The organism is Syntrophomonas wolfei subsp. wolfei str. Goettingen G311 (genome assembly GCF_000014725.1).
Classification (GTDB): Bacteria; Bacillota; Syntrophomonadia; order Syntrophomonadales; family Syntrophomonadaceae; genus Syntrophomonas; species Syntrophomonas wolfei.
The window spans coordinates 1,398,055-1,422,458 of record NC_008346.1; the positions used below are offsets into that span (position 1 = coordinate 1,398,055).

The following is a 24,404-nucleotide window of genomic DNA, read 5'->3' on the forward strand; positions in this document are numbered from 1 at the left end:
CTCTCTATTCCCCTTGATTTCCAGTGCCTATTTTTTCTTCCAGATCACGAATCCTCTTTTCCAAGGCCTCAAAATCTGACTTGCTCACATAGGAAAATGTATTTTTCATTTCTTCGAATTCCTGACGAATAGTCTTGCGCAGTTCGCCCTTCTCTTCTTCCCCTCTTTTTATAGCTTCATCCACAAAATTTTTAGCCTCATCTCGGCTAATCTCACCTTTTTCCACCATTTCAGCAAAGAATTTCTCAGCATGATCCCGGGTAATACTCAAGGCTCCCAATCCAAAATATAAGGCTTTTTTCATCATAGTCAATCCACTTCCTCCCTTAGCTTTTTCTGTTTATCTTATCACAATATGTTTCCCGCTTCTATTTTATGCATAAAAGACCAACATAATTCACCACTTAGGCGGCAATAGTAGAACAGTGCGATATAAAACAGCTAGCAAATTAGATGAAATCCTGCCGGGGAATAACAAATAATTCTCCTAATTGCAACATTATTACAACACTTAAATGAAAGACTGGTAGTTTTAAAAAATCAAAAACCGCGCAAAACCGCGCGGTTACTTGCTTTTTTATGGTGGGCCATACAGGAATCGAACCTGTAACCTTCTGATTAAGAGTCAGCTGCTCTGCCTGGTTGAGCTAATGGCCCATAAATTTGCTACAGTTGATATTATAATTCCAGTTCAAGAATAAATCAAGGGATACTATGCTTTTTTGCTAATCCCCTATGATGTTTAGCGTTCTTTCAGAAATAGCTCTTTTCAGGATTCATTTTTATAGGATATATTTCCCCTACTATCCTTTTTTCAGCATCTTGAGACCGGTACCTTATTCCGCTACTAGATCAGAGAGCTCCCGGGGAGGTACTTGGATTCCATTCTTAAATACCCGCATGTTGTCACCGGAAATGTCATCTATAACTACTATCTCCTGCCCTATCCTGCCGAATTCGAATTTTATATCCACCAGTTCCAGGCCCTTTAAGGCCAGATCATTTTTGACAATAACCGCTACTTTACGGGCCAGTGCCTTGATTATCTCCAATTCCCTTTCCGTAAGCAGTCCAAGCTGTATCAAGCTTTCATCATTAATCAAAGGGTCTCCGCGTTCATCATCTTTCAGGGTTACTTCCACCAGTGCATTTAGGGGTTGAAACTCCTGGGCATAGCGGGCATAACGCCGTAGGAAGCTGCCATAGGCTTTAAAACGGCATACTACCTCTAGACCCTGACCAAAAGTTTGGGCTTTCCAAACTACCATATTATTCTTAGCCAGGTCGGAGTCGATATAGTGGGAAGGAACGCCTTGCTCTTGCAAAAGCTTAAAGAAATGCTGCGACATCTTGAGAGAGGATTTCCCCTTACCCTCCAGCTTACCCAGTACATAGTTTGAACCCGGGTCAATGCGTCCATCTTCTCCGGTGATATCATCTTTGAACTCCAGTACACACTTATCCTGATCCAGTTCGTAAACCGCCTTGGTTTTACCATCGTATAACAGCTTCATTATACCGGCTAACCCCCTATTCAATATCTACTGTTTCAAGTATCTCCATCTCTATTGTAGAGTAATCTCCCAGCAATGCAAAGCAACCTGGGGAAAAATATTGTATACTTGCTCTTCTGCTAAAAAATTATACAATTGGCGTGCCTCCGCAAGGCAAACGAAACATCCCCCTGCCCTGTCCTGCCCCAAATCCAGACAGCAAAAAAACACTGCCTGAACAGTGTTTTTAATTCACCCCTTTGTCTTGTTAATTAAGCCGGAATGATATAACGAGGTGAAATATGTTCCGCAGCTGCGGTCGCCTATTAAGAAAACAGTTGGCGGGTTCTATTCCCCCACCTCGTTGCAGCGGTGTGTTGAACTGCTCCGCAGTTTCTTCCGATGCTTAAAACACAACCCTATTCTATTTTCCAAGTTCTTCGGCCAGGGCTTTACTCTTCTCCGATAAAATCAAGGCCAGGTTGGCCGCATCTTTATTCTTGCCCAGAATTAAGGTTGAAGCCAAATCAGCAAAGAGATTCTTTAGTTCCATGAATAGTTTAGTTATCATAATATCATTCCTCCAATCAATCCTGACATGGGGAAACAATTTACAGCTATACGTCATCCTCTATAGTATTGCATCTTCATAACCGTGAAATTAGTAGTTTTCTATCTAATTATATACAATAAGCAGGCATTATTTAACCCCTTAATTAAAAATCATCCAGAAAAGCCAGTTTTACTTTAAATACAGAGCTATGGGGCAATGGTCGGAGCCCGGTATATGATCCAAAACCTCACAGTCTATAATATCATCAAGCAGCTTTTCGCTAACATAAAAACAATCAATCCTCCAACCTGCATTCCGTTCCCGGGCCCTGGTACGGTAACTCCACCAGGAATACTGAACCTTTTCCGGATAGAGATAACGGAAAGCATCCACATAGCCATAGGATAAAAACCTATCCAGCATTTCCCTTTCTATCGGCAAAAAGCCGGAACGACCTTCATTGGCTTTGGGGTTTTTCAGGTCAATTTCCCGGTGAGCCGTGTTAAAGTCACCACAGATTACCAGGCGAGGATAACGTTTTTTTAGTTCCTCGCAAAAGTTTATCAAATACTCGTAAAAGCGCAGTTTATATGCTAGCCGTTCTTCTCCCATCTGCCCATTGGGGAAATAGACATTTAATAGAACCAGATTCTCATGGAAGCTGATTAATACCCGGCCCTCGCGGTCAAATTCTTCAACCCCCAGGTTTTTCTCCACCTGCAGGGGTTCTTTTTGAAAATAGCAGGCTACCCCGCTATAACCCCTTCTCTCCCCCGAATTCCAGCAACTTTGATAACCTTTTATGTTTACCAGAGATTCTTCCAATTGTTCGGGATGGGCTTTGGTCTCTTGCAGACAGAGAACATCCGGTTGTTCTTCCTTTAGCCACTGTATAAAGCCCATTTTCTGAACTGCCCTGATACCATTAACATTCCAGGAATATATCTTCATACCCTAACCTTCCCCATAATACAAAACGACCGGTCTTTAAATCCAGATTTATGGATTTCAATTAGACAGAGAAAGCAATGTTCCCTGTTTGCTACCAGGTTTATTAAGGTAGCTTTTTAAGGATCTGGTCAATAATAGCATTCATTTCCTTTGATTTATATTCTTCCACCTTTCCTTCATCCACCATTATATTGAGGCTAGTATCCCAGGGTAAGGAACCTAGAAAGTCTAATCCGCTATCATTGGCCACTTTTGCGCCCTGGCTGGTTCCAAATATCTCCAGCCTTTCCCCGCAGTGGGGACAAATGGCATAGCTCATATTTTCAATCAGTCCCAGAATAGGCACATTAAGCTTTTTCGCCATATTTATAGTTTTCTTAACTACCATAAAGGCCAAGTCTTGTGGTGAAGAGACAATCACTATGCCATTAACCGGTAAGGATTGAATTACCGTTAGGGGAACATCGCCGGTTCCTGGAGGCAAGTCCACTACCAGGTAATCCAAATCTCTCCAATCCACTTCTCCCCAAAATTGATTTACCGCACCAGCTAAAAGGGGACCGCGCCAGATAACGGGATCATCTTCATTGGGAAGGAAGAAGTTTATTGATATAAGTTTTATGCCTAACTTGGTAAGAGGAGGAGTCATGCCGTATTCACTTGCCGTAATCTGGGGCTTTTGAATACCAAAAGCTTTGGGTTGGCTGGGACCGGTTATATCTGCATCCAAAATCCCAACGGCATAACCTTCTTTGGCCAGGCTGGAAGCAATGAGAGCCGTTACTGATGATTTTCCTACTCCTCCCTTGCCGCTCATAACGACGATAACATTGCGAATCGAATTTAAGGCCCCTAAAAGTGATTTTTCGATTTCCACTCCACAATCAGCGGGGTCTATGTTACAACCGCCATTGGAGGGGCAGGTTTTGCATTGTTCAGACATGATTTTGCTCCTTTCACTCATTCTTGTTTCCTCTTATTATATACCTCAAAGACCGCCTTCAAGCAAGATATTTTGCACATATGCCCACAAAAAATATATCTCTGTCGTATCCTCCCTAACAAAGCGGTTGGGAAAGCAAAGGCGATATGATAATATTTAGACTGGAGTTTGATTTGCTGCTCGCAAATCTTTTTTATGCATAGAGCGTATTATTTTAATGAGCTTTTAGAAAATTTTTAAAAATGATTTGTAAATGAAAGAGAGGTTCTACTGCAAAAACTCCTTTTTGTTGCATAGGGTTGCATAAATATTACTTTTTGCAGCGGAACCCCCCATGGCCGGCGGCCACAACCACCGATGAAAAGTGAGTTAGTAGGCGCTTAAATAGTAAGATGTAGTAGGAAATAAATTAACCCCCTCACACCTTACCCCTTACTCCTCACTTTTCTTACTAATCAAGAGAAGATTTTTATTTTGTGGGGCAAATCAATTCAATTAATGAAAGCTACCTGATATATCTGCGTATAACTAGTGAAGGTAGCTGGGGAGCTGGAACAGGTGATAAGTGATGAATTATTAGCAGAACAAGCACTGCTGGGGAATATTGCGGCATTTGAAGAGCTGGTTAACCGCTACAAAAAGTCAGTATTTGCTATTGTCTACCGGATAAGTGGACAATACCAAGACGCTGAGGATATCAGTCAGGAAGTTTTTCTTACCCTTTTTGAAAAGCTCTATCAATTTGATCGTCAAAAAAAGTTTTCGCCCTGGCTTCACCGTATTGCCGTAAACACCAGTATAAGTGCTCTTCGCAAGAAGAAAAACATAATTAGTCTCAATTTTGATGAGTCTTTTGTTTCTATAGCATTTAATAACCGTAGTCATTTCGATGCAGCTGATCCGCATTTAATGTTAGAAAGAGAAGAACTTCGAGAGGAAATAGGCACTGCCATTATGCAATTGCCGGAAAGTTACCGAACAGTAATAGCCTTGCGTTATCAAATGGAATTTAGCAACCAGGAGATTGCTGATATACTGGGAATTAGCAAGGATAATGTTGAGGTTAAAGTACACCGTGCCCGTATGGCATTAAGAAAAAGGATACTGAATAATCGCAAGGAAAGGGGGATAATATAGGTGGATTGCCAGAGTTTGGATAGGTTAATCTTTTCCTACTGTGATAATAACCTCACCCCCAAAAAGCGTCTGGCGGTGGAGGAACACTTGCAAAAATGTTTTTCCTGCCGCCATAAATTAGATTTGGTAATTTTAGAAAATGAACTTATTAAGGAAGCAACCGATATCCCCCAGCTTTCAGAATCTTTTACCGGTGATCTGATGATGTTAATTGAATCTCGTTATGGATCGATCGCCCCTCATGATGATAGTAAAGAATTGCCTGGGGCCACCCTGGAAAAAAAGAAATCCAAATGGGGAATTATGCGAGCCAGAGTGGCTATTGCTGCAGTGTTTTTACTGGTTTTTATGAGTGTTAGCTATTTACTGGAATCAGGAAAGATAAATGTGGCAGATAAGACCGGCACCAACACTCCAATTGTCCCCATAACTCTAAAGCAGGATACACCCAAAGAAAGTATATTATCAGCTCAAAGCAAGTCTAATACCTCAGTAGTTGAGAGTAAATTTAAAGAGGATGTCGCTAAATCACCAGAATATAACAATGCACAAAAAATAAAAACGACACAGTCCCAGTTTGATACTTCAAGCGAACAAAACCGGCAATTATCCCTTCAATCAACCACAAATCAAACCCGCTTGGCGGATAATAACAATAGAGATCTGCAGGAAGTAAATCGGGGCAAATTGTCACCCAGTGTTTACGATGAAGAACCAAAGATGTTACTTCCCTCCGGTTTGCCTGAATCTTATCAATTGATTGGGGCCAGTCAGGGTATAGAAGAGTATTCTTTTTCTTATAAGAAGTTAGATAACGGAGTTGAGCTTAAGATTACAATAGTGCCCCAGTTAAAAAACGATACTGATTCTCTATCTTTAGAGCCAGAAAACCAGGCTATAGTTGCTCCTCCATCCACAAGCAGCAAAATGTTTTCGGAAAACCTATCCAATTACAGCAAAATGGATACGGTAGAGCTTTCTATAGATGAAATGAATAAAGAAAAGAATAGTGAAGCTCAGCAGCATTCTGCTAATCCTTCACCAGATACCACTGCTTCCCCGGCATCTACGGAGATGCTTAATTCTATTAAAGAAACCCTGCTCATTAATAAGCATGAGTATCAAGTAACTTTTAGCGGGTACCTTGCGCCAGAAGAGTTGGCCACTGTGGCCGCGGTAATTGATTGGCAAGAGAGCAAAATGACAACAGAACCCACCCTTTCTAAGGAAGCACAACGATAAATCCCCTATTTGCCCTAAGCCTGAGCTTAATATGAAGAGTGAAGAGTGAGGGGTGAGGGGTTTAATTTATTTCCTAATACATTTTACTATTTCAGCACCTATTAACTCACTTTTCATAGGTGGTTGTGGCCCCTCGGCATGGGTGGGTTAATCTGAAGAAAAATTGATATAAAAAAAAGGTACGGTGAATCTGTTCAATACAGGTATGCCGTACCTTTTTTAACAAGCAAAGTAAATCAGAGTTTACGAGGCCAGATGCCTTTCCTCATAATGGGAAAACTCCATGGAGAAACCGGCCCTTCCCTGAGTTAATGAGCGTAGAACGGTGGAGTAGCCAAAGAGTTCAGCCAGAGGTACACAACCCCTTATAATCTGAGTATGGTTTTCCATCTCCAACGATTCCAATTTGCCCCTTCGATTAGTGATATTGTTGATAATATTACCGGTATATTCCTCCGGGGATACAATCTCCAGCCGCATTACCGGTTCCAGCATGCGGGGGTGAGCTTTCTTGAGGCATTCCCTGGTAGCCAGGAAGGCTGCTGTTCTAAAAGCCATCTCAGAAGAATCAACTTCGTGGAAAGAACCATCCAGAAGGGTAGCCTTAACATTAACTACGGGATACCCCTTGAGCACTCCTTCTTCCAGAGCTTGTTTGATTCCAGATTCAACCGCCGGAATATATTCCCGTGGTATGCTGCCCTGGCTTATCCGGTTAATAAACTCAAAGCCTTCACCCGGTTCCAGCCTTAAAACAACATGAGCAAATTGGCCTTTGCCCCCGGTTTGTTTTACATAACGGGTAACTTGTTCTGCCGATTTTCCAATAGTTTCCCGGTAAGCTACCTGCGGTTGACCAGTATTAAAATCCAACTTGAATTCCCGGGCAAGGCGCTCAGCTACTATTTCTAGATGTAATTCACCCATTCCAGCGAGTAATACCTGCCCCGTCTCCTTGTTATAGGAAATCTTGAAAGTCGGGTCTTCGGCTGAAATCCGGTTCAGGGCTTCGGATATTTTATCAAGTCCCGCCTGATTTTTGGGTTCTATAGCAATTTGAATTACCGGCTGCGGAAAATCAATAGTTTCCAAAAGAAGGGGAAAGTTTTCAGAACATAGTGTATCACCGGTTCCAATATCTTTTAGACCTATGATAGCTACGATATCTCCAGCTGCTACTTCGTTAATTTCCTCACGGTGTTCAGCGTGTATTCTGAGCAAACGCCCTACCCGCTCCCGTTTATTCTTACTGCTATTAAAAACTACCGTACCGGCTTTCAATTTACCGGAGTAAATCCGAGCAAAAGCCAGCCTGCCAACATGCCGGTCGTTTATAATCTTAAAGACCAGAGCTGAAAAGGCATCCTGTGAATCAGGCATTATATTAATTGTCTCAGTCGTTTCCATTATAACTGCTTTACTTCCAGGTAAATCAAGTGGTGACGGCAGGTAGTCAACTATAGAATCCAGGAGCAACTGCACCCCAATATTACGATAGGAACTACCGCAGCATACAGGAACCATATTTCCGGATACCGTGTTAGTTCTAATTACCCGAGACAACAAACCAGCGTCTATTTCTTCGTTATTATAATATAGATCAAGTAATGTTTCGTCAGTCTCGGCCAGCTTTTCTACCAAAACTGAGCGCCATTCCTCCGCGGTTTCTGTGTATTCAGAGGGTATGGATTCTTCGGCAATATCATTACCCAGTTTTCCCGCAAAAGTGTAATATTTCATTTTTATTAAATCAATGATGCCGCTAAAGCACTCTTCTTTAAAAACCGGCAGGCTGATAACCAGCGGATTAGAACCCAGGCGCTGTTTTATTTGCTCTATCACTCGGAAAAAATCAGCCCCTACTGCATCCATTTTATTTACATATGCGATGCGAGGAATCTGGTACTTATCTGCCTGTCTCCATACCGTTTCCGATTGGGGCTCTACTCCTCCCTTTCCACAGAATATTACTACCGCACCATCAAGTATACGCAGACTCCTTTCCACTTCGGCCGTAAAGTCCACATGACCCGGAGTATCGATAATATTAATAGTATTACCCTTCCAAAAGCAGCGGGTAGCTGCTGAGGCCACAGTTATTCCCCGTTCTTTTTCCCAGGGTAAAAAGTCCATAATACTATCACCATCATGGGTTTCCCCCATTTTATGGGTTAGTCCAGTGTAATATAGTATCCTTTCAGTTGTGGTTGTTTTTCCCGCATCAATATGGGCAATAATTCCTATGTTTCTAAGTTCCTTCAACATCTTGGGAAATGATCCTCCTTCAAATGCAAATCATAAAAGTAGCGGCATTTCAATGCCGCAAGATCTATTCCAGGCCCAAGTTAAATTTGTGCCCGAATTCTAATTATAATAGGCTTAACCCGGCTTGTCAAAGCGAAATTATGATAATAGTTATATTAATTTTATTCCCCGCAAATTAGTAAAAAATTGAGCCGTTGAGGGGAGAAATATTTTATAATTTGCTACTTTATTAGAGGTGAAATATGTTTGAATGCACTTGTTCCTGCTTCCTGCAAGAGGTCAAAGACTACGGTCTCCGTATTGGTAATTATGGCTCCCATGTCGCGCATTAAGGCCAGAGCATTTCTATAGTTTTCATCAAATCTAGAACAGACTGCATCCCTGACCAGGTGAACATTAAAGCCCGATTCTAGTAAATCCCGCACGGTTTGAAACACACATACATGTGTCTCGCTTCCGGTTACAATAATAGTATGTTTGCCGATCTTATCCAGTATAGTATAAGCTTCCTGGTTACAAAGAGAAAAGCAGGTTTTATCCAAATAATGATATGAAGTAAGATTATCCTTGATTTCGTTGACGGTGGGTCCCAGTCCCTTGGGGTATTGTTCGCTCAAAACTACCGGAATATCGAACTCCCGTGCTGTTGCTAAAAGTAGATTGGTATTCTTATATACCCTCTCCCGATCTTTCATGGCCTGCATCAGTCTTTCCTGCAGGTCAATAATCATTAATACGCTATCATCTCTACGCAAGCGGAACTTCTCCATACTTTTGCCTCCTCCTAATAAGTTATGCCTATTTTAACATTACTGTTGCTGTATTAAAAAGCTTTTAAGTATCGGAAGAAACTGCGGAGCAGTTACACACCGCTACAACGAGGTGGGGGATTGGAACCCGCCGCCTGTTTTGTTAATAGGAACCTGGCCGCTTAAAGAAGCGGGGAACATATTTCACCTCGTTATAATAGAGGAATAGAATGTCTTATGTCAAATTTCATTAGATAGGGTTAGTTTATTAACCGGGAAATGTTGCTAATGTCTTAAGACTCTTGAAGCTTGCTCTAATCCGAATAAGTATAATGAAAGATAAAGTGATTAGCATTAAGCATTAGTTTAGGAGCCTAAAGATAAGCATAACTTGACCGAGAAACGGAGGAAGAGTATGGATGAGCTTTTTATTCCAGAGTTCTGGGAACGTAAATGGATTGAATTTAAAAGTAAAAATAACCGATATCGAGGGCAATGCAAAACTGCAGGTGAATACTGGAACCAACGGGCAGAGGGATTTGCCAATTCTACTATTAAATCAGATTCCCGGCAGGAAAGAACTAGAGAGGTTTTTTCTTTTCTTGAATTATTCGGAATTATTAAATCCGATATGACAGTATTGGATATTGGTTCCGGTCCAGGCTCTTTTGCCATTCCCCTGGCTGAACGGGGAGCCCGGGTGGTAGCCTTGGATCCTGCTTCCAGAATGCTGGAAATATTGCAGGAAAACCTTCCCCCTTCTATGCCTGGGTCTGTAAATTGCGTTCAGGCCCTGTGGGAGGATTACGATGTCGAAAACCGGGGTTGGGAAAACAAATTCGACCTGGTTTTTGCCTCCATGTCACCAGGAGTAAACAACCTGGAAACCTTGCAAAAAATGATGTTCTGCTCGCGAAGATGGTGCTATCTGAGCGGCTTCTCCGGTACCCGCAATTATTCCCTCTACAACGAAGTATTTAAACAAATAACTGGTGGGCCCTATATAAACCATTTTAACGATATCATATTCCCCTTCAATTTACTGTATACTTTGGGTTGTGAGCCTAGCATCAAGCTTTCGCATTCTTCTAACCACTTAAAGCAGAAGGTTACAGATTTTAGAAGGGAAATATGTGAAATATTGGAAAATAAGGAACTGCTAAACACGGAAGCAGAGTCAGTGGTAGAACAGCTTATAGAAAGACATGCCAGTCAAGGTAGCATCAGACAAGAAGTCTCTTCCCGGGTGGGTATGATCATTTGGCAGGTAGTATAGGATTAAATTGGGTAAAACGGGGTTAAACCGCGAATTAAAACCTCAAAAGAAGCCCTTGACAAGCACGAATAGCATGTAATATAATTTGATTTGCTGATAATAAACCATGCGGATGTGGCGGAATTGGCAGACGCGCACGGTTCAGGTCCGTGTGAGGGCAACTTCATGGGGGTTCAAGTCCCTTCATCCGCACCATAGAAATAATTGGGAGGATTAAACCTCCCTATTTTATTTTAGAAAAGCCTAGCCTCCGCACTTGACTTATACTTACCTGGATTGCATACAGGCACCATCTTTTACCCTGCCTTGCTCCCTATTTCTTTTTTTACTCTCATAGTATAATAGCACATATAACGAGGTAAAAATGTCCCCCGCTTCTTTAAACGGTCGGTTCCTATTAACAAAACAGGTGGCGGGCTCTAATCTCCCGCCTCGTTGCAGCACTGTGTTGAAACTGCTCTGCAGTTTCTTTCAATGCTTAAAAACAGGAGAAAAAATGATTACAGCAGTGGATAAAGATAAAAAGGAGATGAGTTTTTGTTATATCAGCACAAGAAGGAGTTTTTTGGAGTATTGCTTATCGTTCTTCTAGCAGTAGTTGTAGGATTGTGGCTGATTAGCGACCGGCCCGTGGTGGAAATCATAAAAGCGGAGAAGGAAATGTTCCTTGATAAAGAAGACTTTTATGTTTCCACAGATAACGGAACTATTAAAGTAGGGGAATCCAGTTGGGAGGATATTAAAAAGCTTTTCCCGGGAGGTAAAATGCTGGGAATGAGTACCATCTACCAATCGAAGGATGGAGATTGTCTTTTTACTTTTTCGGAAGATGAAAATTTGCTGGTTATTATGCACATTGAAAGCGGGGATTATGCTACAGCACGGGGAATCAAGATTGGAGATTCTTTCATTCGAATAAGCGAAAAATATGGACCTGATTGCGCTCGGGTTATTATGCCCAACAAAGCCGAGGACTTTGATCTTGTTTATGGAGGCGAGAATAACATTGTCTTTCAAATCAGGGATAATGTGGTCAAAAGAATAGTACTGGAAAAGGAATTATAGGGTCTGAAAAAGCTTCAAGTAAACAAGAAAGACAAGAACTGTCCTTAATAATAAGGTAGCTCTTGTCTTTTTCTATAACGAGATTAAATATCTCCCTCGCTTCTTTAAGCGGCCGGGTTCTTATTAACAAAACAGGGGCGGGTTCTAATCCCCCGTCTCGTTGCAGCGCTGTGTTGAAACTGCTTAAGCAGTTTCTTCCTATACTTAAAATATCTAACCCATGTTGTTTAATCGTATCATAGATTCCCAATGTTTTTTAAAAGATTAACCATTTCGATGGCAGTGATGGCGGCATCAACACCTTTGTTGCCAGCCTTGGTGCCTGCACGCTCGATTGCCTGTTCAATTGTATCAGCAGTAATAACTCCATAGACCACAGGAGTACCGGAGTTAAGCCCCACCTGGGCAATTCCTTTGGTCACTTCTGCTGAAACATACTCAAAATGCGGAGTAGCACCGCGGATTACCGCCCCCAGGCAGATTACTGCATCATAGGCCTTTTGCGTCATTTTCTGTGCTACCAGAGGCATTTCAAATGCCCCCGGCACCCAGACAATATCAATATCTTCCTGGTCTACTTCATGGCGGGTCAAGGCATCCAGACAGCCTGATAAAAGTTTGTTGGTGATAAACTCGTTAAAGCGGGAAACAATAATTGCCATTCTCTGCCCTTTTCCAATTAGTTTACCTTCAATAATTCTGCCCAACACTAATACCTCCAAACATAAAATATATTTGTCTTGAATATTTATGCAACCCTTCTGCAACAAAGGATTTTGGCAATAGAGTCAATAAATGCAGTTCCAGCCTTTCTATAGACTGGCCAAGAGGTGCCCCATTTTTTCTTTTTTGGTTCGCAGATAACGCGTATTTTCCGGTTTATGGGGCATTTCAATAGCTACTCTTTCCACTACTTCCAGACCATAACCCTCTAAACCCCTAATTTTTTTTGGATTGTTGGTCATAAGACGCATTTTGCGCACTCCCAGGTCTACCAGTATCTGCGCTCCAATGCCATAATCCCTGAGGTCAGCCGGGAAGCCCAACTCCAAATTAGCTTCGACCGTATCCCGGCCATTATCCTGAAGCTTGTAAGCCTTTATCTTGTTTAAAAGGCCTATTCCCCGGCCTTCTTGTCGCATATAAAGCAAAACACCTTTTCCCTCACTGGCAATCATACTCATAGCCGTTTCCAGTTGCTCTCCGCAATCACAGCGCCGGGAGCCAAATACATCCCCGGTAAGACACTCGGAATGTACCCTTACCAGTATGGGTTCGTCTTCTTCCCATTCCCCTTTGACCAGGGCTATATGACCTTTATTATCTAATAAAGATTCATAAGCTACCGCTACAAAATCACCGTACATGGTGGGAAGTTGGGCATCAGTTACCCTTACCACCAATTTCTCCTTGCGCCGCCGATATTCAATCAAATCAGCAATACTGGCTAATTTTAAATTGTGTTGACGGGCAAATTCCAGTAACTGGGGCAAGCGGGCCATGGTTCCGTCTTCATTCATTACCTCACAGATAACCGCCGCCGGGTAAAGCCCAGCCAGACGGGTAAGGTCAATAGAACCTTCAGTATGTCCTGCTCTTCTCAGAACCCCTCCCTCTCTGTAGCGTAAGGGGAAAATATGTCCGGGCTTCCGAAAATCACTGGGCTTACTGACCGAATCAATTAAGGCCTTTACCGTTGCGGCTCTTTCAAAAGCGGAAATACCGGTGGTAGTTCCCCGGTAATCAACCGTAACGGTAAAGGCGGTCTCATGATTATCAGTATTTTCTGTTACCATATCATGTATTTCCAGTTCATCCAATCTCTCACCGATAATTGGCATGCAGATAAGTCCTTTGGCATGGGTTGCCATAAAATTAATAGCTTCAGGGCCGGCCTTTTCCGCCGCTATAATTACATCCCCTTCGTTTTCCCGGTCTTCATCATCGACCAGAACAATCATTTTCCCCTCTTTTATATCCTGGATAACCTCTTCTATACTGCTGAACACATCTATTACCTCCTTTATACAAAACCATTTTCGGCCAAAAAGCTTATACTAAGGCGAGATGATTCCCTTTCATTTTTTTCTGAACACATCAATTTCTCTACATAACGCCCAATAATATCACTCTCCAGGTTAACCATATCCCCTATGTTTTTTTGCGCCAAGGTAGTATTTTGGGCGCTGTGGGGAATTAAAGAGACGGTAAAACTATCCGGGAAAACATCTATTACGGTTAGGCTAATGCCATCAATGGCAATTGAACCTTTGGGAACCGTATATTTTAAAACACTGGACGGGGCCTCGATACGAAAGATTATTGCTATGTCCAATTGCTCTTTCTGTTTTATTCTGCCTAGCGCATCAACATGTCCTTGTACCAGGTGACCACCCAGGCGGTCGCTGAGCTGTAAAGCTCTTTCCAGATTTACCGGACTTGCACTTTGCAGGAATTTTAAACTGCTCTTATCCATAGTCTCGGGCATGAGATCACAGGTAAAATCAGTTTTGGTAAAATCCGTAACCGTAAGGCAAACCCCGTTAACAGCAATACTGTCGCCAATTTTAACATCGGACAAAACTTTCTCTGCCTCGATCCGGAGCTGTATAGAGCGTTTTCCTCGTATAATCTGTTTTATGCTTCCTATTTCTTCAATAAGTCCTGTAAAAATGGAACTTACCTCCTGCCTGGCATTCCTCAAATATAGCCGCTTATTAATATATCGTCATCAAAGTGCCTGGTTGTAACGGATTTCAGCTTAATAGCCTGATTCATGATTTTTATACCTTCCCCACCCAGTGGAGACGGTGAAGATCTTCCGCCGATAATTTTAGGAGCGATAAACCAGTATAGCTTATCCACCAGTTGCTTTTCTATCATATAACTGTTTATCTCGGCGCCGCCTTCCAATAATAGGCTCATTATCTCCATTTTCCCCAGGATATCCAGGGCTTCTTCTATATTCAAGCGATCCGGATTGCCCCCCAGCTTAATAATCTCTAAGCCACATTCCCGTAATGAATTGGCCTTTTCCTGATCGGCGTTTTCTGCTGTAAATACCAGAGTTCGTTGTTCATGGCCAGTTCTGGCAATATTACTATCCAGGGGCATGTCCAGCCTACCATCAATGATTATTCTCACCGGGTCTCTTTTTCCTTCCAGCTCCAATCGAGTATTTAAACGGGGATCATCTTTTAATACCGTACCAATCCCGACCATTATGCCATCATAAATGTTTCTCAGTTGATGGACATATTCCCGAGAAGCTGTTCCGGTAATCCACCTGGAGTCTCCGTTGCTGCTGGCGATTTTCCCATCCAGGGTCATAGCTACTTTTAAGCTAACAAAAGGTCTTCCGCCCTGTATGTATTTGAAAAAGAATTCATTTAGCTCTCGGGCCTCAGCGGTCAGTACTCCCACTCTGGTTTTTATCCCTGCTTCTTGAAGAATCTGAACCCCCCTGCCACTAACTTGAGGATTGGGGTCCAGGGTAGCAATAACCACTTCGGCTACTCCGGCCTCTACCAGCGCCAAAGCACAGGGAGCTGTCCGGCCATAATGACTGCATGGCTCCAGGTTGACATAGATACTGGCTCCTTTAGCCCTTTCCCGACCAGCAGTATTCAGGGCATTAATCTCGGCATGGGGAGTTCCTGCCCTCTGATGGTAACCTTCCCCTAATATTTGGCCGTCCTTAACCAGTACCGCTCCCACCAGGGGATTGGGACTGGTTCGACCGCGGGCTCTTGCGGCCAGTTCCAGGGCTCTTTGCATAAATCTCTGGTCATCATTATTCGTCATAGGCACCTCAAATATTTTATCTGTCCTTCTCCGGCTCTCAGCTACAATGATTGATAACAGACTTGAGTTGATTTTAACTGATTGCCGGGTACTTCTGGAGTTCCACCCTTCGGAATCACTGCTAAGGTTAGGGGCATAAAGGAGTAATACTTAAAATCAAAAAACCCGATATTCATCGGGTGAAAATGGGCAGATTTAAGCGCGAGTATTTAGGCATACTCCACTCAACCTTCTCCTCCCATCCAGACTTTTACTGTCGGCATCGGAATTTCACCGATTCCTGCCCCGGAGGGCTCACGGGCTATACCGTCGATAGGGAATTCCACCCATCCCCGAAGAAAGTTTGCATATTAATTTTAACTTATAGTAGCATCACCACCAGCAATGGTCAAGAGCTACCGAGGTTTTTCAAACTCTTCACCGCTTCTCCCGGTTCCGGGGACTTGAAAACATAGGAACCGGCAACCAGCACATTGCAACCTGCCTCCACCACCTGTCTTGCTGTTTCCAGATTTATTCCTCCATCTACTTGCAGATAAGCGGGAGAACCAGTGCTCTCCAGCAGTTTCCTGGCTTTAGTAATTTTATCCAATACTCCGGGAATAAAGCTCTGACCCCCGAAACCCGGATTAACACTCATTAGCAAAAGCAGATCCAGTTCAGAAATTATGTTCTCCAGCAGCATTATCGATGAAGCGGGATTAAGGGCTACTCCTGCTTTAATTCCTGCATCTTTTATCATATGTACCACCCGGTGCAGATGGGGACAGCTTTCATAATGTACCGTTAAAAGGTCAGCGCCGGCTTCTACAAAAACAGCTATCAAGGATTCGGGTTTCTCTACCATCAGGTGAACATCAAAAAACAGCTTTGAGCGGGAACGAATATCAGCTACTACCTGGGGCCCAATAGTTAGGTTGGGTACAAAATGACCATCCATAACATCTATATGCAACCAATCGGCTCCAGCTTCTTCTACTTTTCGGATATCTTCCCCCAGATGAGTAAAATTAGCGGATAGTATTGACGGAGCAACTAGTATCACTTGTAGCTTCTCTCCTTTGCCAAGATTTCTTCCAGTATGGAAATATAATTTTGATAGCGGCTCTTAGCAATTAAGCCCTCGTTAACGGCATCTTTTACTGCACATTCCTTTTCCCCCTGATGAAGACAATCATTGAATTTGCATTCTTCGGCTACTGAGCTCAAGTCGTTAAAATAACTAGCCAACTCTGAACTTTTTATTGCCGGAATCTCTAATTGGCTAAAACCCGGGGTATCAGCTATCCAACCCCCGGATTCCAGGGGATAAAGTTCAACATGCCGGGTGGTATGTTTCCCGCGTTCTACTTTTTTGCTCAATTCCTGGGTTTTTACTGAAATACCATCTACCAGGGCATTTAGCAAGCTGGACTTACCCGCTCCGGAGGGCCCGGCAAAAACAGTAATCTTATTCTCTATAACTATTCGCAAAGTATCAATACCCGTTTTTTTTATAGCGGAAGTCTTAATCGGAGGAAGGCCCATCTGAGGGTAATAATCCTCAATAAAGATAGATTTCGAATCTGGAGGCAAATCGGATTTATTAAGTAGGATTTGCGGGGTAATACGATAGTAGCTGGCCAGCAACAATAACTTGTCCAAGAGAATAAGGCTGGGTGATGGTTGCTTGCAGGCCATTATTATTAACAGTAGATTAACGTTAGCTATTCTGGGACGGTAAAGTTCGTTTTTACGGGGAATTATGCTTTCCAAAATACCCTTTCCCGCTTCCAGAGGAGTAAATTTAACCCTATCTCCAGTAAAAACAGGGGCCTTGATCTTACCCCGGAGTTTGCACTCATATATCTGGTATTGCTCATCCTGGACATAATAGAATCCGCTGTATCTTTTTAAAACCAATCCTTCAGCTTTATTAGCGGTCATAAATCTCCTCCCTTGGGAAGGTACATATAGTCAGATTCCTCCTCATTTCCTTACTCCCCCCCCATGGCCGGGGGCCACAACTACAGATGAAAAGTGATTTAGTAGGGGCTTGAATGGTAAGGTGTAGCAGCAAATAAACTAAACTCCTCACCCCTCACTTTTCTTACTAACCACCCATGGTCTGACCAATGAAAAATGAATAGGGTCTAACTAAAGCTTCATGGTTTTATAGGATTTACCATTTAAAAGAATTTCCAGCTCTCCGCTTCCATAGTATCTCACCGCTGCATATACCGTATCACCGGCCCGGTGCAATTCTTCATAAACCTGCCGCTTCCCCTGACTATCCTTAATGCTAATGAGCACTTTATAATAATCCTGCTCCAGGGGAAGAGAAAACTCAATATCTTTGACCTTGGCCAGCGGCCCTGGTCCCTGGCTGACAGTTAAAGCTATGCTGCTGTTCTCATCCACCAGAACACCAGTTTCAATTTCCTGGCTGCAAACCTGATCAGAATAGTATTCACTGCTTGGTTGATATTTTACCTCACCAGGCAAGAGTTTGTTTTCCTGCAGTTTATTACTGGCTTCCTTGAGGCTCAGGCCCAGCAGTTTAGGCATAGCTACCTTTTCCGGGGTCTTTCCTTTGCTGACCATAAGATCAACCTTGCTGCCTTTTTTAATTCGACTCCCTGCTTCTGGATTCTGTGATATCACTATATCTGCTTCGTATTTATCATCATAAATCTTTTCTGTTCTCCCTAGTTCCAAGCCCTCATTCCTCAACTTGATTTCAGCATCAATAAGCTTTAACCCTCTCAGAGAGGGTGTCTTCTGCAGCTCTGAGCCCTTACTCATCTTAACTTTTATTTCCCGCCCCTCTTTAACCTTTTGCTCAGGGCCGGGATTTTGGAAAAAGATTATATTCTTATCGTATTCATCATTAAATTCTTGGATTACGCTCATGCTTAAATTTACTTTACTTAGCTCACGCTCCGCCTCTTTAATATCCATTCCCACAATATTCGGAACCGCTACCTCATCCGGAAACAACTGGCCACCCATAGTACTTAAAAAACCACCTAACAAACCTAAAACAGCAATAATTATTCCCACTAAAAACGGGGTGCGAATCTTTTTCTTTTTCAAGACGCCATCCATCTCCTGTTCCTTCCAGGGAGGTAATATCAGGGTTTTCCCATTTCTATTAGATCTTTTGTAGCCAGCCAGGGAATTACCCTCCAGATCCAGCAGGGCATTGCGCATGGCTTCAGCACTGGTAAAGCGCTCTGCGGGCAGTTTCTCCATGGCTTTCATTATTATGCCCTCTAGAGCCGGAGGAATTTTCGGGTTAATGTTTCTGGGGCTCGCCGGTTCGTCATACATATGTTTTAAAGCTACGGTAATGGGGCTATCGGCATCAAAGGGTAGCCGGGCAGTAAGCATCTCATATAGTACACAACCCAGGGAATATATATCACTGGCCGGGCCGACCGCTTCACCCTTGGCCTGCTCGGGAGAAATATAATGTACCGAACCCACAATGTTACCGCCAAAGGTAATGGTCTTCTGGGAAATAGCCTGGGCTATCCCGAAATCAGCTACTTTAACAATTCCATCAGAGGTGATTAAGATATTATGCGGCTTAATATCCCGGTGAATAATACCTTTACTGTGGGCATGATGAATGCCATCACATATCCCTATAGCAATATCAACCGCCATTTCTACCGTTAGTGGAGCCTCTGTATCAAGCAATTCCTTCAGGCTTTTACCTTCAACATACTCCATTACAATATAATATAGTTGATCCTGCTGGCCTACATCAAAAACATTGACAATATTGGGGTGGGATAGCTGGGCTGCAGATAAAGCCTCGGTATTGAATTTCTCCACAAAACTCTTATCATTCAAAAGCTCTTCTTTAAGAATCTTGACTGCTACTATACGGTCCAGGGTACGGCAGCGGGCTCGATAAACTGAGGCCATTCCCCCTTCGCCGATTTTATCCATTAATTCATAACGATCACCTAAAACCGTGGTCTTCAATCAATTTACCTCCCGGTTAAATTCTGATCAATATAAGGCTGATATTATCAAAACCACCCCGGTCAAGGGCTTGCTGCAAGAGCATAGAAGCGGTTATATTTAAATCATCTTCAAAACTGGTGACAATATTTAGTAGCTCGTTTTCTTCCAACATATCACTCAGACCGTCACTACACAGTAGTAATAGATCACCTTCCCAGAGTTCTAGCTCATAATTATCCACCAGCACTTGCCTTTCTACCCCCAATGCCCGGGTCAAAATGTGGTTATAAGAACTAAGGCGTTTTTCATTTGTCTTAATAATACCCTGGTCTACCATTTCTTGGGCCAGGGTATGGTCTCTGGTTATTCGGTTAATCTCTGCGGCTCGAAAGAGGTAGCAACCGCTATCCCCCACATGAGCAATCTCCAAATTAAGACCATTAATCAAGGCTGCAGTTACGGTAGTTCCCATTTCATGCCATTCCGGATTAGCGTATCCCTGCTCCCAAATAACTTTATTGGCTTGATGAACAGCATGATTGAGAAGATTAATATTCTTTTCCGATGAATCTTTTTCAAAGCAATCATTAATAGTTTTAATAGCTAATTGAGATGCTACATCACCCCCCCGGTGACCACCCATGCCATCACAAATGACATAAAGTCCCCAGGACTCATTTATCAAATAAGCATCTTCGTTTTTCCTTCGCTTCAAACCCAAATCCGATAATCCAACAACTTTCATAATTTACCTCTAATCTAATAGGTGATTATTAAGAAAATAAGATTTAGACGCAGAAGGACGCTGACCCTTCGGGCGCAGCAACCTTAATAGCAACCGCAGGGAGCATCAGTGGTACCCGCAGGGTGATTTACGCCGATACTATCTTATGAAATCTTAATAAATCAGCGTAATCAGCGTCAAAAAAATTAGCACTTGTTGCTTCCCCTATTTTCATCGGTGGTTGTGGCCCCCGGCCATGGGGGGTTAGTAAAAAAGTGCGGCTATTTACCCTATTACCTGCGATAGTCGGAACGCAGTTGTCCACAGGCCGCATTTATGTCGCTACCTCTTTCTTCCCGGATACTGACATTTAAGCCACCATCCTGTAGCCACTGATAGAACTGCCATATTTTAGCTGTTTCGGGTTTTTTGAAGGGTAACCCTTCGATTTCATTATAAGGAATCAAGTTAAGATTTGCTAGTAAAGGTTTTAGTAATTTTACCATTTTATTAGCATCATTCCGGCTCATATTTACTTCATCCAGCAGTAGATATTCAAAGGTTACCCGACGCCCGGTGAAAGCAATATAATCCTCTATGGCGGGGAACAAAACTTCCAGAGGGTATTTGCGGTTTAAGGGAATTAATTGATCCCGCAAGGAGTTATCACAGGCATGTAAAGAAATGGCCAGGGTAAGCTGGATATTCTCCTGGGCCAGTTTTTTAATTCCAGCTACCTCTCCGGAGGTGGAAATAGTAATACGCCTCTGCCCCAGGTTAATTCCTCTGGGGTCATTAAGCATATGAACCGATTTAATAACCTCATCATAATTGAGCAGGGGTTCGCCCATGCCCATATATACAACATTACTAATCAACTCCGCCCGGGGCGACTTTAATCTCTTGCTCAATTCTTTCTTGGACCCCAGATACTGCCCTATTATTTCAAAGGCCTTCAGGTTCCTTTGAAAGCCGGACTGGCCGGTAGCACAGAAACTACATGCTATGGGGCACCCCACCTGGGTAGAAAGGCATAAGGTATAGCTAGACTTTTTGTCTCTGCTCTGGGGCAAAAGAACGCACTCAATCTTTTTCTTATCGTCTAGTTCCATAAGAAATTTACGACTACCATCTTTCCCTACTCTTTGTTTAAGTACCCGGGGTATGGAAACCCGGGCCTTTTCATCGAGTTTTTTTCTCAGGGAGCGAGGCAGGTCACTCATTTCATAAAAAGAACTACATTCTTTCTGATATATCCATTTATATACCTGTCGCCCCCGAAAGCGAGGTTCCTCCAAGCCGAGCAAAAATTCTTCCATTTGATTCAGGTCCAAACCTAAAAGCTGCTTTTTTTCTATTGAGTTCATTTACTTATATTACTTCCTCCTCAACAAAGCATAGAACATACCATCAGTTCCATATTTGCCTGGCATCAGGGTCAGCATTCCCCTGTTCGCACTGGCTTTATCTGGCTTGTCCAGAGGGAAAAATGAAAGCTTTGACAAAAAACCCTCCAGGACAAAATGCTGATTTTCCTCTAAAAACCCTTCTATGATTTCTTCGTTTTCCGCCTGGTTAATGGTACAGGTGGCATATAGTAAATAACCCTGTTTTTCTACCATTGTAGCGGCATGACTAATAAACTGCGCCTGAAGCTGGGTGAGTTCGTTAATTTCCTCCTGATTCTTACGCCAGCGGGCATCCGCTCTTCTATTTAAAACTCCCCATCCGGAGCAGGGAGCGTCCAACAGCAGGTAACGGGCTTTCACCTCTTTGCTGTTAAGGGTTCTTATATCCTTTTCCAGGTCCTTTACGATACCTAAGCCCAAACGCTGGCAGTTCTGCCGCAATAGTTCCAGCTTTTGCGCATAAAACTCGACCGCCAGCACTTCTCCCTGGTTATTCATATATTCTGCCAGGTGAGTGGTCTTTCCTCCTACTCCACAACAGAGATCAAGGACTCGCTCCCCTGCCGGTGGATTTAAAATGGCTGCTGCCAGCATGGAAGCCTCATTTTGTATATAAAAATACCCTTTTTTAAAAGATGCCGTTTCGGCTATAGGTTGTGGGTTATCTTCCACTACTATTCCCCAGGGAGTCAAGGGACTGAGCTGGGCTTTAACCCCTTCTTCCTCCAATTTATCTATAAGCTCCTCCCGGCTGCACTTTAAGGGGTTACAGCGTAAAACCACCCGCGAACGACTGTTGTTATAGGCCAAGAGGGTTTCGCAGGCCTGCGTTCCCAATGTATCCAGCCACAGCTTGACCAGCCAATCCGGATGGGAATAATATATGGAATAGAAGCTAACGGGATCATCCGGGTACTTGATTTTGTCCAGCTTTCTGATTATGTTTCGTAATACTGCATTGCTAACCCCGGCCATTTTAGCCCCCATCTTTTGACGGCTTATTTCCACGGCATCATTGACCAGAGCATAATCAGGCACCTTGGCCAGGAACATTAACTGGTAGAGAGCCGTACGGAGGATACTTAGCAAGTAGGGATTTTGTTTCTTAATGGGCGAGTGCAAAAATAATTCAAGCACCCAATCAAGGTGCTTAATCATACGAACCGTCCCGTTTACAATCTCGGTAAGCAGGTGCCGGTCTGCTGCCGATAAATCAGAGTTACGGAGAGCTTTAGCCAGGGCCAGGTTGGCAAAAGCCCCCCTTTCCATTACTTCATAAACTATTTCCGCGGCCATTATTCGGGCTTTATTAACTGCTTTGTCTTTCTTTATTGCCAATTCTTTTCCTCACCTCGTAGGAACTGGTTTTTTTATGGCTCCCAGCTATGGGAAACCAGGCAAATCCTAGTCATCCCCACCCATGAAAATCAATAGATAATAAAGTAGATTGGCTATAGCTGAAAGAGCTGCTGCCACATAAGTTAAGGCCGCTGCTCCCAGTACCTTTTTGACCAGGGGTATTTCCTCATTACTTACCAGACCGGCATCCGCCAGTTGGACCACAGCTCTTCGGGAAGCGTTAAACTCCACCGGCAGGGTTACCACATGAAACAGTACTACAGCTGAAAAAAGAATGATTCCTATAAAAATCAAATCAATTTGCTGCAGGAATAACCCTAACAACAAGATGGGAAATGAGGCCGAGGAAGCAAAATTGGTAACCGGAACCATTTTGTGTCTTAGCTCCAGGGGGCCATATTGCAGGTTGTGCTGTATGGCATGCCCTACTTCATGGGCCGCTACTCCAATAGCGGCAATAGAATTGCTGCCATAAACATCTTCAGATAACCTTACGGTTTTGGCGCCAGGATCATAATGGTCAGAGAGACTGCCTGCCACTGCTTCTACCGCCACCTGACCGGACATACCGTTTCTCCTCAGTATGGTAGTGGCCACATCGGCTCCGGTATAAGCCCGTGACGAACGGACTTGTGAGTACTTGCTAAAAGTTGATTTGACTTTAATCTGGGCATAAAACGATAAAATTAAAGCGGGAAGAATGAAAATCAGATAGGTCATTTTTATCCTCCTTTACACATGATATTAAGAGCATTTTCCACTCTTTCCAGTTCCACATCAGTATTAAAACAGGGACCGTTGGGCCGGCAGTTGAGCACACCCATTACTGGTAAAAAACCCATGTCGTGGATACCTGATGAAAGATCCCTTTCGCAAGCTACAGCTATAACTCCTCGGGGTTTATTCTCTTCAATGAACTTTCTGGCCAGGGTACCACCAGTAGCCACCTTTAGTATCGCCCCATGCTCCTTGGCCAGCTTCTTGAGCTCTCCTACTTTACATTTCCCGCATTCTTTACAGTTATTGACATCCACCGTTATTTTGAGGGGACAATCTGAATTCTGCAAACAATGGGGAACCAATAGCATTATTTGTTCCTCTTTTAATATAAGCTTTTTACAGCGAACCAGGTAATTGTTTACGGCAATAAAGGAACGCAGGATCTTTTCCTTTTCTATGCCAATGAGCCGCCCCACAATAAGAGTAAGGGGAAAAAGCATTTCATTGGCCAACTGGGTTATGTTTTCCAGGGAAGGAATGCTCCTTGACCGCAATATCATGAATACTATTGCTACTATACCGGTAGCCAGAATCAGAAAGAGTAAAATTACCAGGGTCAGAATAAGCAGCAAAAGAAACTGGCTTACTATAAACTCCCGTTTACTTACTAGATACCATAGCAGAAAAAGAGCGAATATGGCAAAAAAAAGACTTGCTGCCAGTAAGCCTATGTATATTCGTTTCTTGGCTTCCATCG

At 43.1% G+C, this 24,404-nt stretch carries 23 protein-coding genes, 2 tRNA genes and 1 riboswitch; of the genes, 5 read left to right on the forward strand and 20 right to left on the reverse strand.

Going from position 1 to position 24,404, the window contains the following annotated elements; all coding sequences use genetic code 11:
• Window positions 1-4: 4 nt before the first annotated feature.
• From SWOL_RS06205 to SWOL_RS06225, 6 genes are all read right to left on the reverse strand, one after another.
• Window positions 5-307: a phasin family protein gene (locus SWOL_RS06205; protein ID WP_011640620.1), complete on the reverse strand. Its 303-nt coding sequence runs from the start codon at window positions 305-307 to the stop codon at window positions 5-7.
• Window positions 308-580: 273 nt separating this feature from the next.
• Window positions 581-657 (reverse strand) — tRNA-Lys (locus tag SWOL_RS06210).
• A 179-nt stretch (window positions 658-836) separates the two neighbouring features.
• Window positions 837-1,514 carry a phosphoribosylaminoimidazolesuccinocarboxamide synthase gene (locus tag SWOL_RS06215; protein ID WP_011640621.1) on the reverse strand — a complete coding sequence of 226 codons (678 nt, stop codon included), beginning with the start codon at window positions 1,512-1,514 and terminating at the stop codon, window positions 837-839.
• A gap of 403 nt (window positions 1,515-1,917) precedes the next feature.
• Window positions 1,918-2,064, reverse strand: a complete 147-nt coding sequence (locus SWOL_RS14300; RefSeq protein ID WP_155814155.1) for a hypothetical protein — start codon at window positions 2,062-2,064, stop codon at window positions 1,918-1,920.
• A gap of 171 nt (window positions 2,065-2,235) precedes the next feature.
• Window positions 2,236-2,997 carry an exodeoxyribonuclease III gene (locus SWOL_RS06220; RefSeq protein WP_041427436.1) on the reverse strand — a complete coding sequence of 254 codons (762 nt, stop codon included), beginning with the start codon at window positions 2,995-2,997 and terminating at the stop codon, window positions 2,236-2,238.
• A 103-nt stretch (window positions 2,998-3,100) separates the two neighbouring features.
• Entirely contained in the window at window positions 3,101-3,940 is an 840-nt protein-coding gene (locus SWOL_RS06225) for an Mrp/NBP35 family ATP-binding protein (protein WP_011640623.1), read from the reverse strand.
• A gap of 531 nt (window positions 3,941-4,471) precedes the next feature.
• On the opposite strand from SWOL_RS06225, the gene SWOL_RS06230 reads away from it, so the two are divergent.
• Together SWOL_RS06230 and SWOL_RS06235 are read left to right on the forward strand one after the other, a co-directional pair.
• Complete coding sequence (locus SWOL_RS06230) at window positions 4,472-5,077, forward strand: RNA polymerase sigma factor (RefSeq protein ID WP_242649377.1); 606 nt, start codon at window positions 4,472-4,474, stop codon at window positions 5,075-5,077.
• Window positions 5,078-6,319: an anti-sigma factor family protein gene (locus tag SWOL_RS06235; protein ID WP_011640625.1), complete on the forward strand. Its 1,242-nt coding sequence runs from the start codon at window positions 5,078-5,080 to the stop codon at window positions 6,317-6,319.
• A 243-nt stretch (window positions 6,320-6,562) separates the two neighbouring features.
• Here SWOL_RS06235 and fusA read toward each other — a convergent pair whose 3' ends face one another.
• Together fusA and SWOL_RS06245 are read right to left on the reverse strand one after the other, a co-directional pair.
• The gene (fusA, locus tag SWOL_RS06240) at window positions 6,563-8,584 is read right to left on the reverse strand and encodes an elongation factor G (protein WP_011640626.1); all 2,022 of its coding nucleotides are present in this window, start codon (window positions 8,582-8,584) and stop codon (window positions 6,563-6,565) included.
• Between the two features lie 221 nt (window positions 8,585-8,805).
• Window positions 8,806-9,354, reverse strand: a complete 549-nt coding sequence (locus tag SWOL_RS06245) for a hydrolase (protein ID WP_011640627.1) — start codon at window positions 9,352-9,354, stop codon at window positions 8,806-8,808.
• A gap of 394 nt (window positions 9,355-9,748) precedes the next feature.
• On the opposite strand from SWOL_RS06245, the gene SWOL_RS06250 reads away from it, so the two are divergent.
• The 3 genes from SWOL_RS06250 (at window position 9,749) to SWOL_RS06260 (ending at window position 11,674) form a co-directional block, all read left to right on the forward strand.
• Window positions 9,749-10,609 carry a class I SAM-dependent methyltransferase gene (locus tag SWOL_RS06250; protein WP_011640628.1) on the forward strand — a complete coding sequence of 287 codons (861 nt, stop codon included), beginning with the start codon at window positions 9,749-9,751 and terminating at the stop codon, window positions 10,607-10,609.
• Window positions 10,610-10,717: 108 nt separating this feature from the next.
• Window positions 10,718-10,804, forward strand: a tRNA-Leu gene (locus SWOL_RS06255).
• 342 nt (window positions 10,805-11,146) lie between these two features.
• Window positions 11,147-11,674 carry a hypothetical protein gene (locus SWOL_RS06260; protein WP_011640629.1) on the forward strand — a complete coding sequence of 176 codons (528 nt, stop codon included), beginning with the start codon at window positions 11,147-11,149 and terminating at the stop codon, window positions 11,672-11,674.
• 236 nt (window positions 11,675-11,910) lie between these two features.
• On the opposite strand, the gene ribH is transcribed toward SWOL_RS06260, so the two are convergent.
• The 12 genes from ribH to SWOL_RS06320 form a co-directional block, all read right to left on the reverse strand.
• Window positions 11,911-12,381, reverse strand: coding sequence for a 6,7-dimethyl-8-ribityllumazine synthase (gene ribH / locus SWOL_RS06265; protein WP_041427437.1), 471 nt, complete (start codon window positions 12,379-12,381; stop codon window positions 11,911-11,913).
• Window positions 12,382-12,486: 105 nt separating this feature from the next.
• On the reverse strand, window positions 12,487-13,683 hold the full coding sequence (locus SWOL_RS06270) for a bifunctional 3,4-dihydroxy-2-butanone-4-phosphate synthase/GTP cyclohydrolase II (RefSeq protein ID WP_011640632.1): 1,197 nt from the start codon (window positions 13,681-13,683) through the stop codon (window positions 12,487-12,489).
• A gap of 14 nt (window positions 13,684-13,697) precedes the next feature.
• Window positions 13,698-14,348: a riboflavin synthase gene (locus tag SWOL_RS06275; RefSeq protein WP_041427855.1), complete on the reverse strand. Its 651-nt coding sequence runs from the start codon at window positions 14,346-14,348 to the stop codon at window positions 13,698-13,700.
• Between the two features lie 26 nt (window positions 14,349-14,374).
• Entirely contained in the window at window positions 14,375-15,478 is a 1,104-nt protein-coding gene (ribD, locus tag SWOL_RS06280) for a bifunctional diaminohydroxyphosphoribosylaminopyrimidine deaminase/5-amino-6-(5-phosphoribosylamino)uracil reductase RibD (protein ID WP_011640634.1), read from the reverse strand.
• A 226-nt stretch (window positions 15,479-15,704) separates the two neighbouring features.
• Window positions 15,705-15,822, reverse strand: a riboswitch (FMN riboswitch).
• Between the two features lie 44 nt (window positions 15,823-15,866).
• Window positions 15,867-16,523: a ribulose-phosphate 3-epimerase gene (gene rpe, locus SWOL_RS06285; protein ID WP_011640635.1), complete on the reverse strand. Its 657-nt coding sequence runs from the start codon at window positions 16,521-16,523 to the stop codon at window positions 15,867-15,869.
• Window positions 16,520-17,404, reverse strand: coding sequence for a ribosome small subunit-dependent GTPase A (gene rsgA, locus SWOL_RS06290; protein ID WP_011640636.1), 885 nt, complete (start codon window positions 17,402-17,404; stop codon window positions 16,520-16,522). The genes rpe and rsgA overlap by 4 nt, the downstream gene beginning before the upstream one ends.
• 210 nt (window positions 17,405-17,614) lie before the next feature.
• Entirely contained in the window at window positions 17,615-19,453 is a 1,839-nt protein-coding gene (locus SWOL_RS06295) for a protein kinase domain-containing protein (RefSeq protein ID WP_011640637.1), read from the reverse strand.
• Window positions 19,454-19,469: 16 nt separating this feature from the next.
• A complete protein-coding gene (locus SWOL_RS06300) occupies window positions 19,470-20,180 on the reverse strand; it encodes a Stp1/IreP family PP2C-type Ser/Thr phosphatase (protein WP_011640638.1) in 711 nt (236 codons plus the stop codon).
• A 272-nt stretch (window positions 20,181-20,452) separates the two neighbouring features.
• A complete protein-coding gene (rlmN, locus tag SWOL_RS06305) occupies window positions 20,453-21,526 on the reverse strand; it encodes a dual-specificity RNA methyltransferase RlmN (RefSeq protein WP_011640639.1) in 1,074 nt (357 codons plus the stop codon).
• Between the two features lie 9 nt (window positions 21,527-21,535).
• Window positions 21,536-22,906, reverse strand: coding sequence for a 16S rRNA (cytosine(967)-C(5))-methyltransferase RsmB (gene rsmB, locus SWOL_RS06310; protein ID WP_011640640.1), 1,371 nt, complete (start codon window positions 22,904-22,906; stop codon window positions 21,536-21,538).
• A 66-nt stretch (window positions 22,907-22,972) separates the two neighbouring features.
• Complete coding sequence (locus SWOL_RS06315) at window positions 22,973-23,647, reverse strand: zinc metallopeptidase (RefSeq protein WP_011640641.1); 675 nt, start codon at window positions 23,645-23,647, stop codon at window positions 22,973-22,975.
• A gap of 2 nt (window positions 23,648-23,649) precedes the next feature.
• Entirely contained in the window at window positions 23,650-24,402 is a 753-nt protein-coding gene (locus SWOL_RS06320) for a DUF116 domain-containing protein (RefSeq protein WP_011640642.1), read from the reverse strand.
• Window positions 24,403-24,404: the final 2 nt, after the last annotated feature.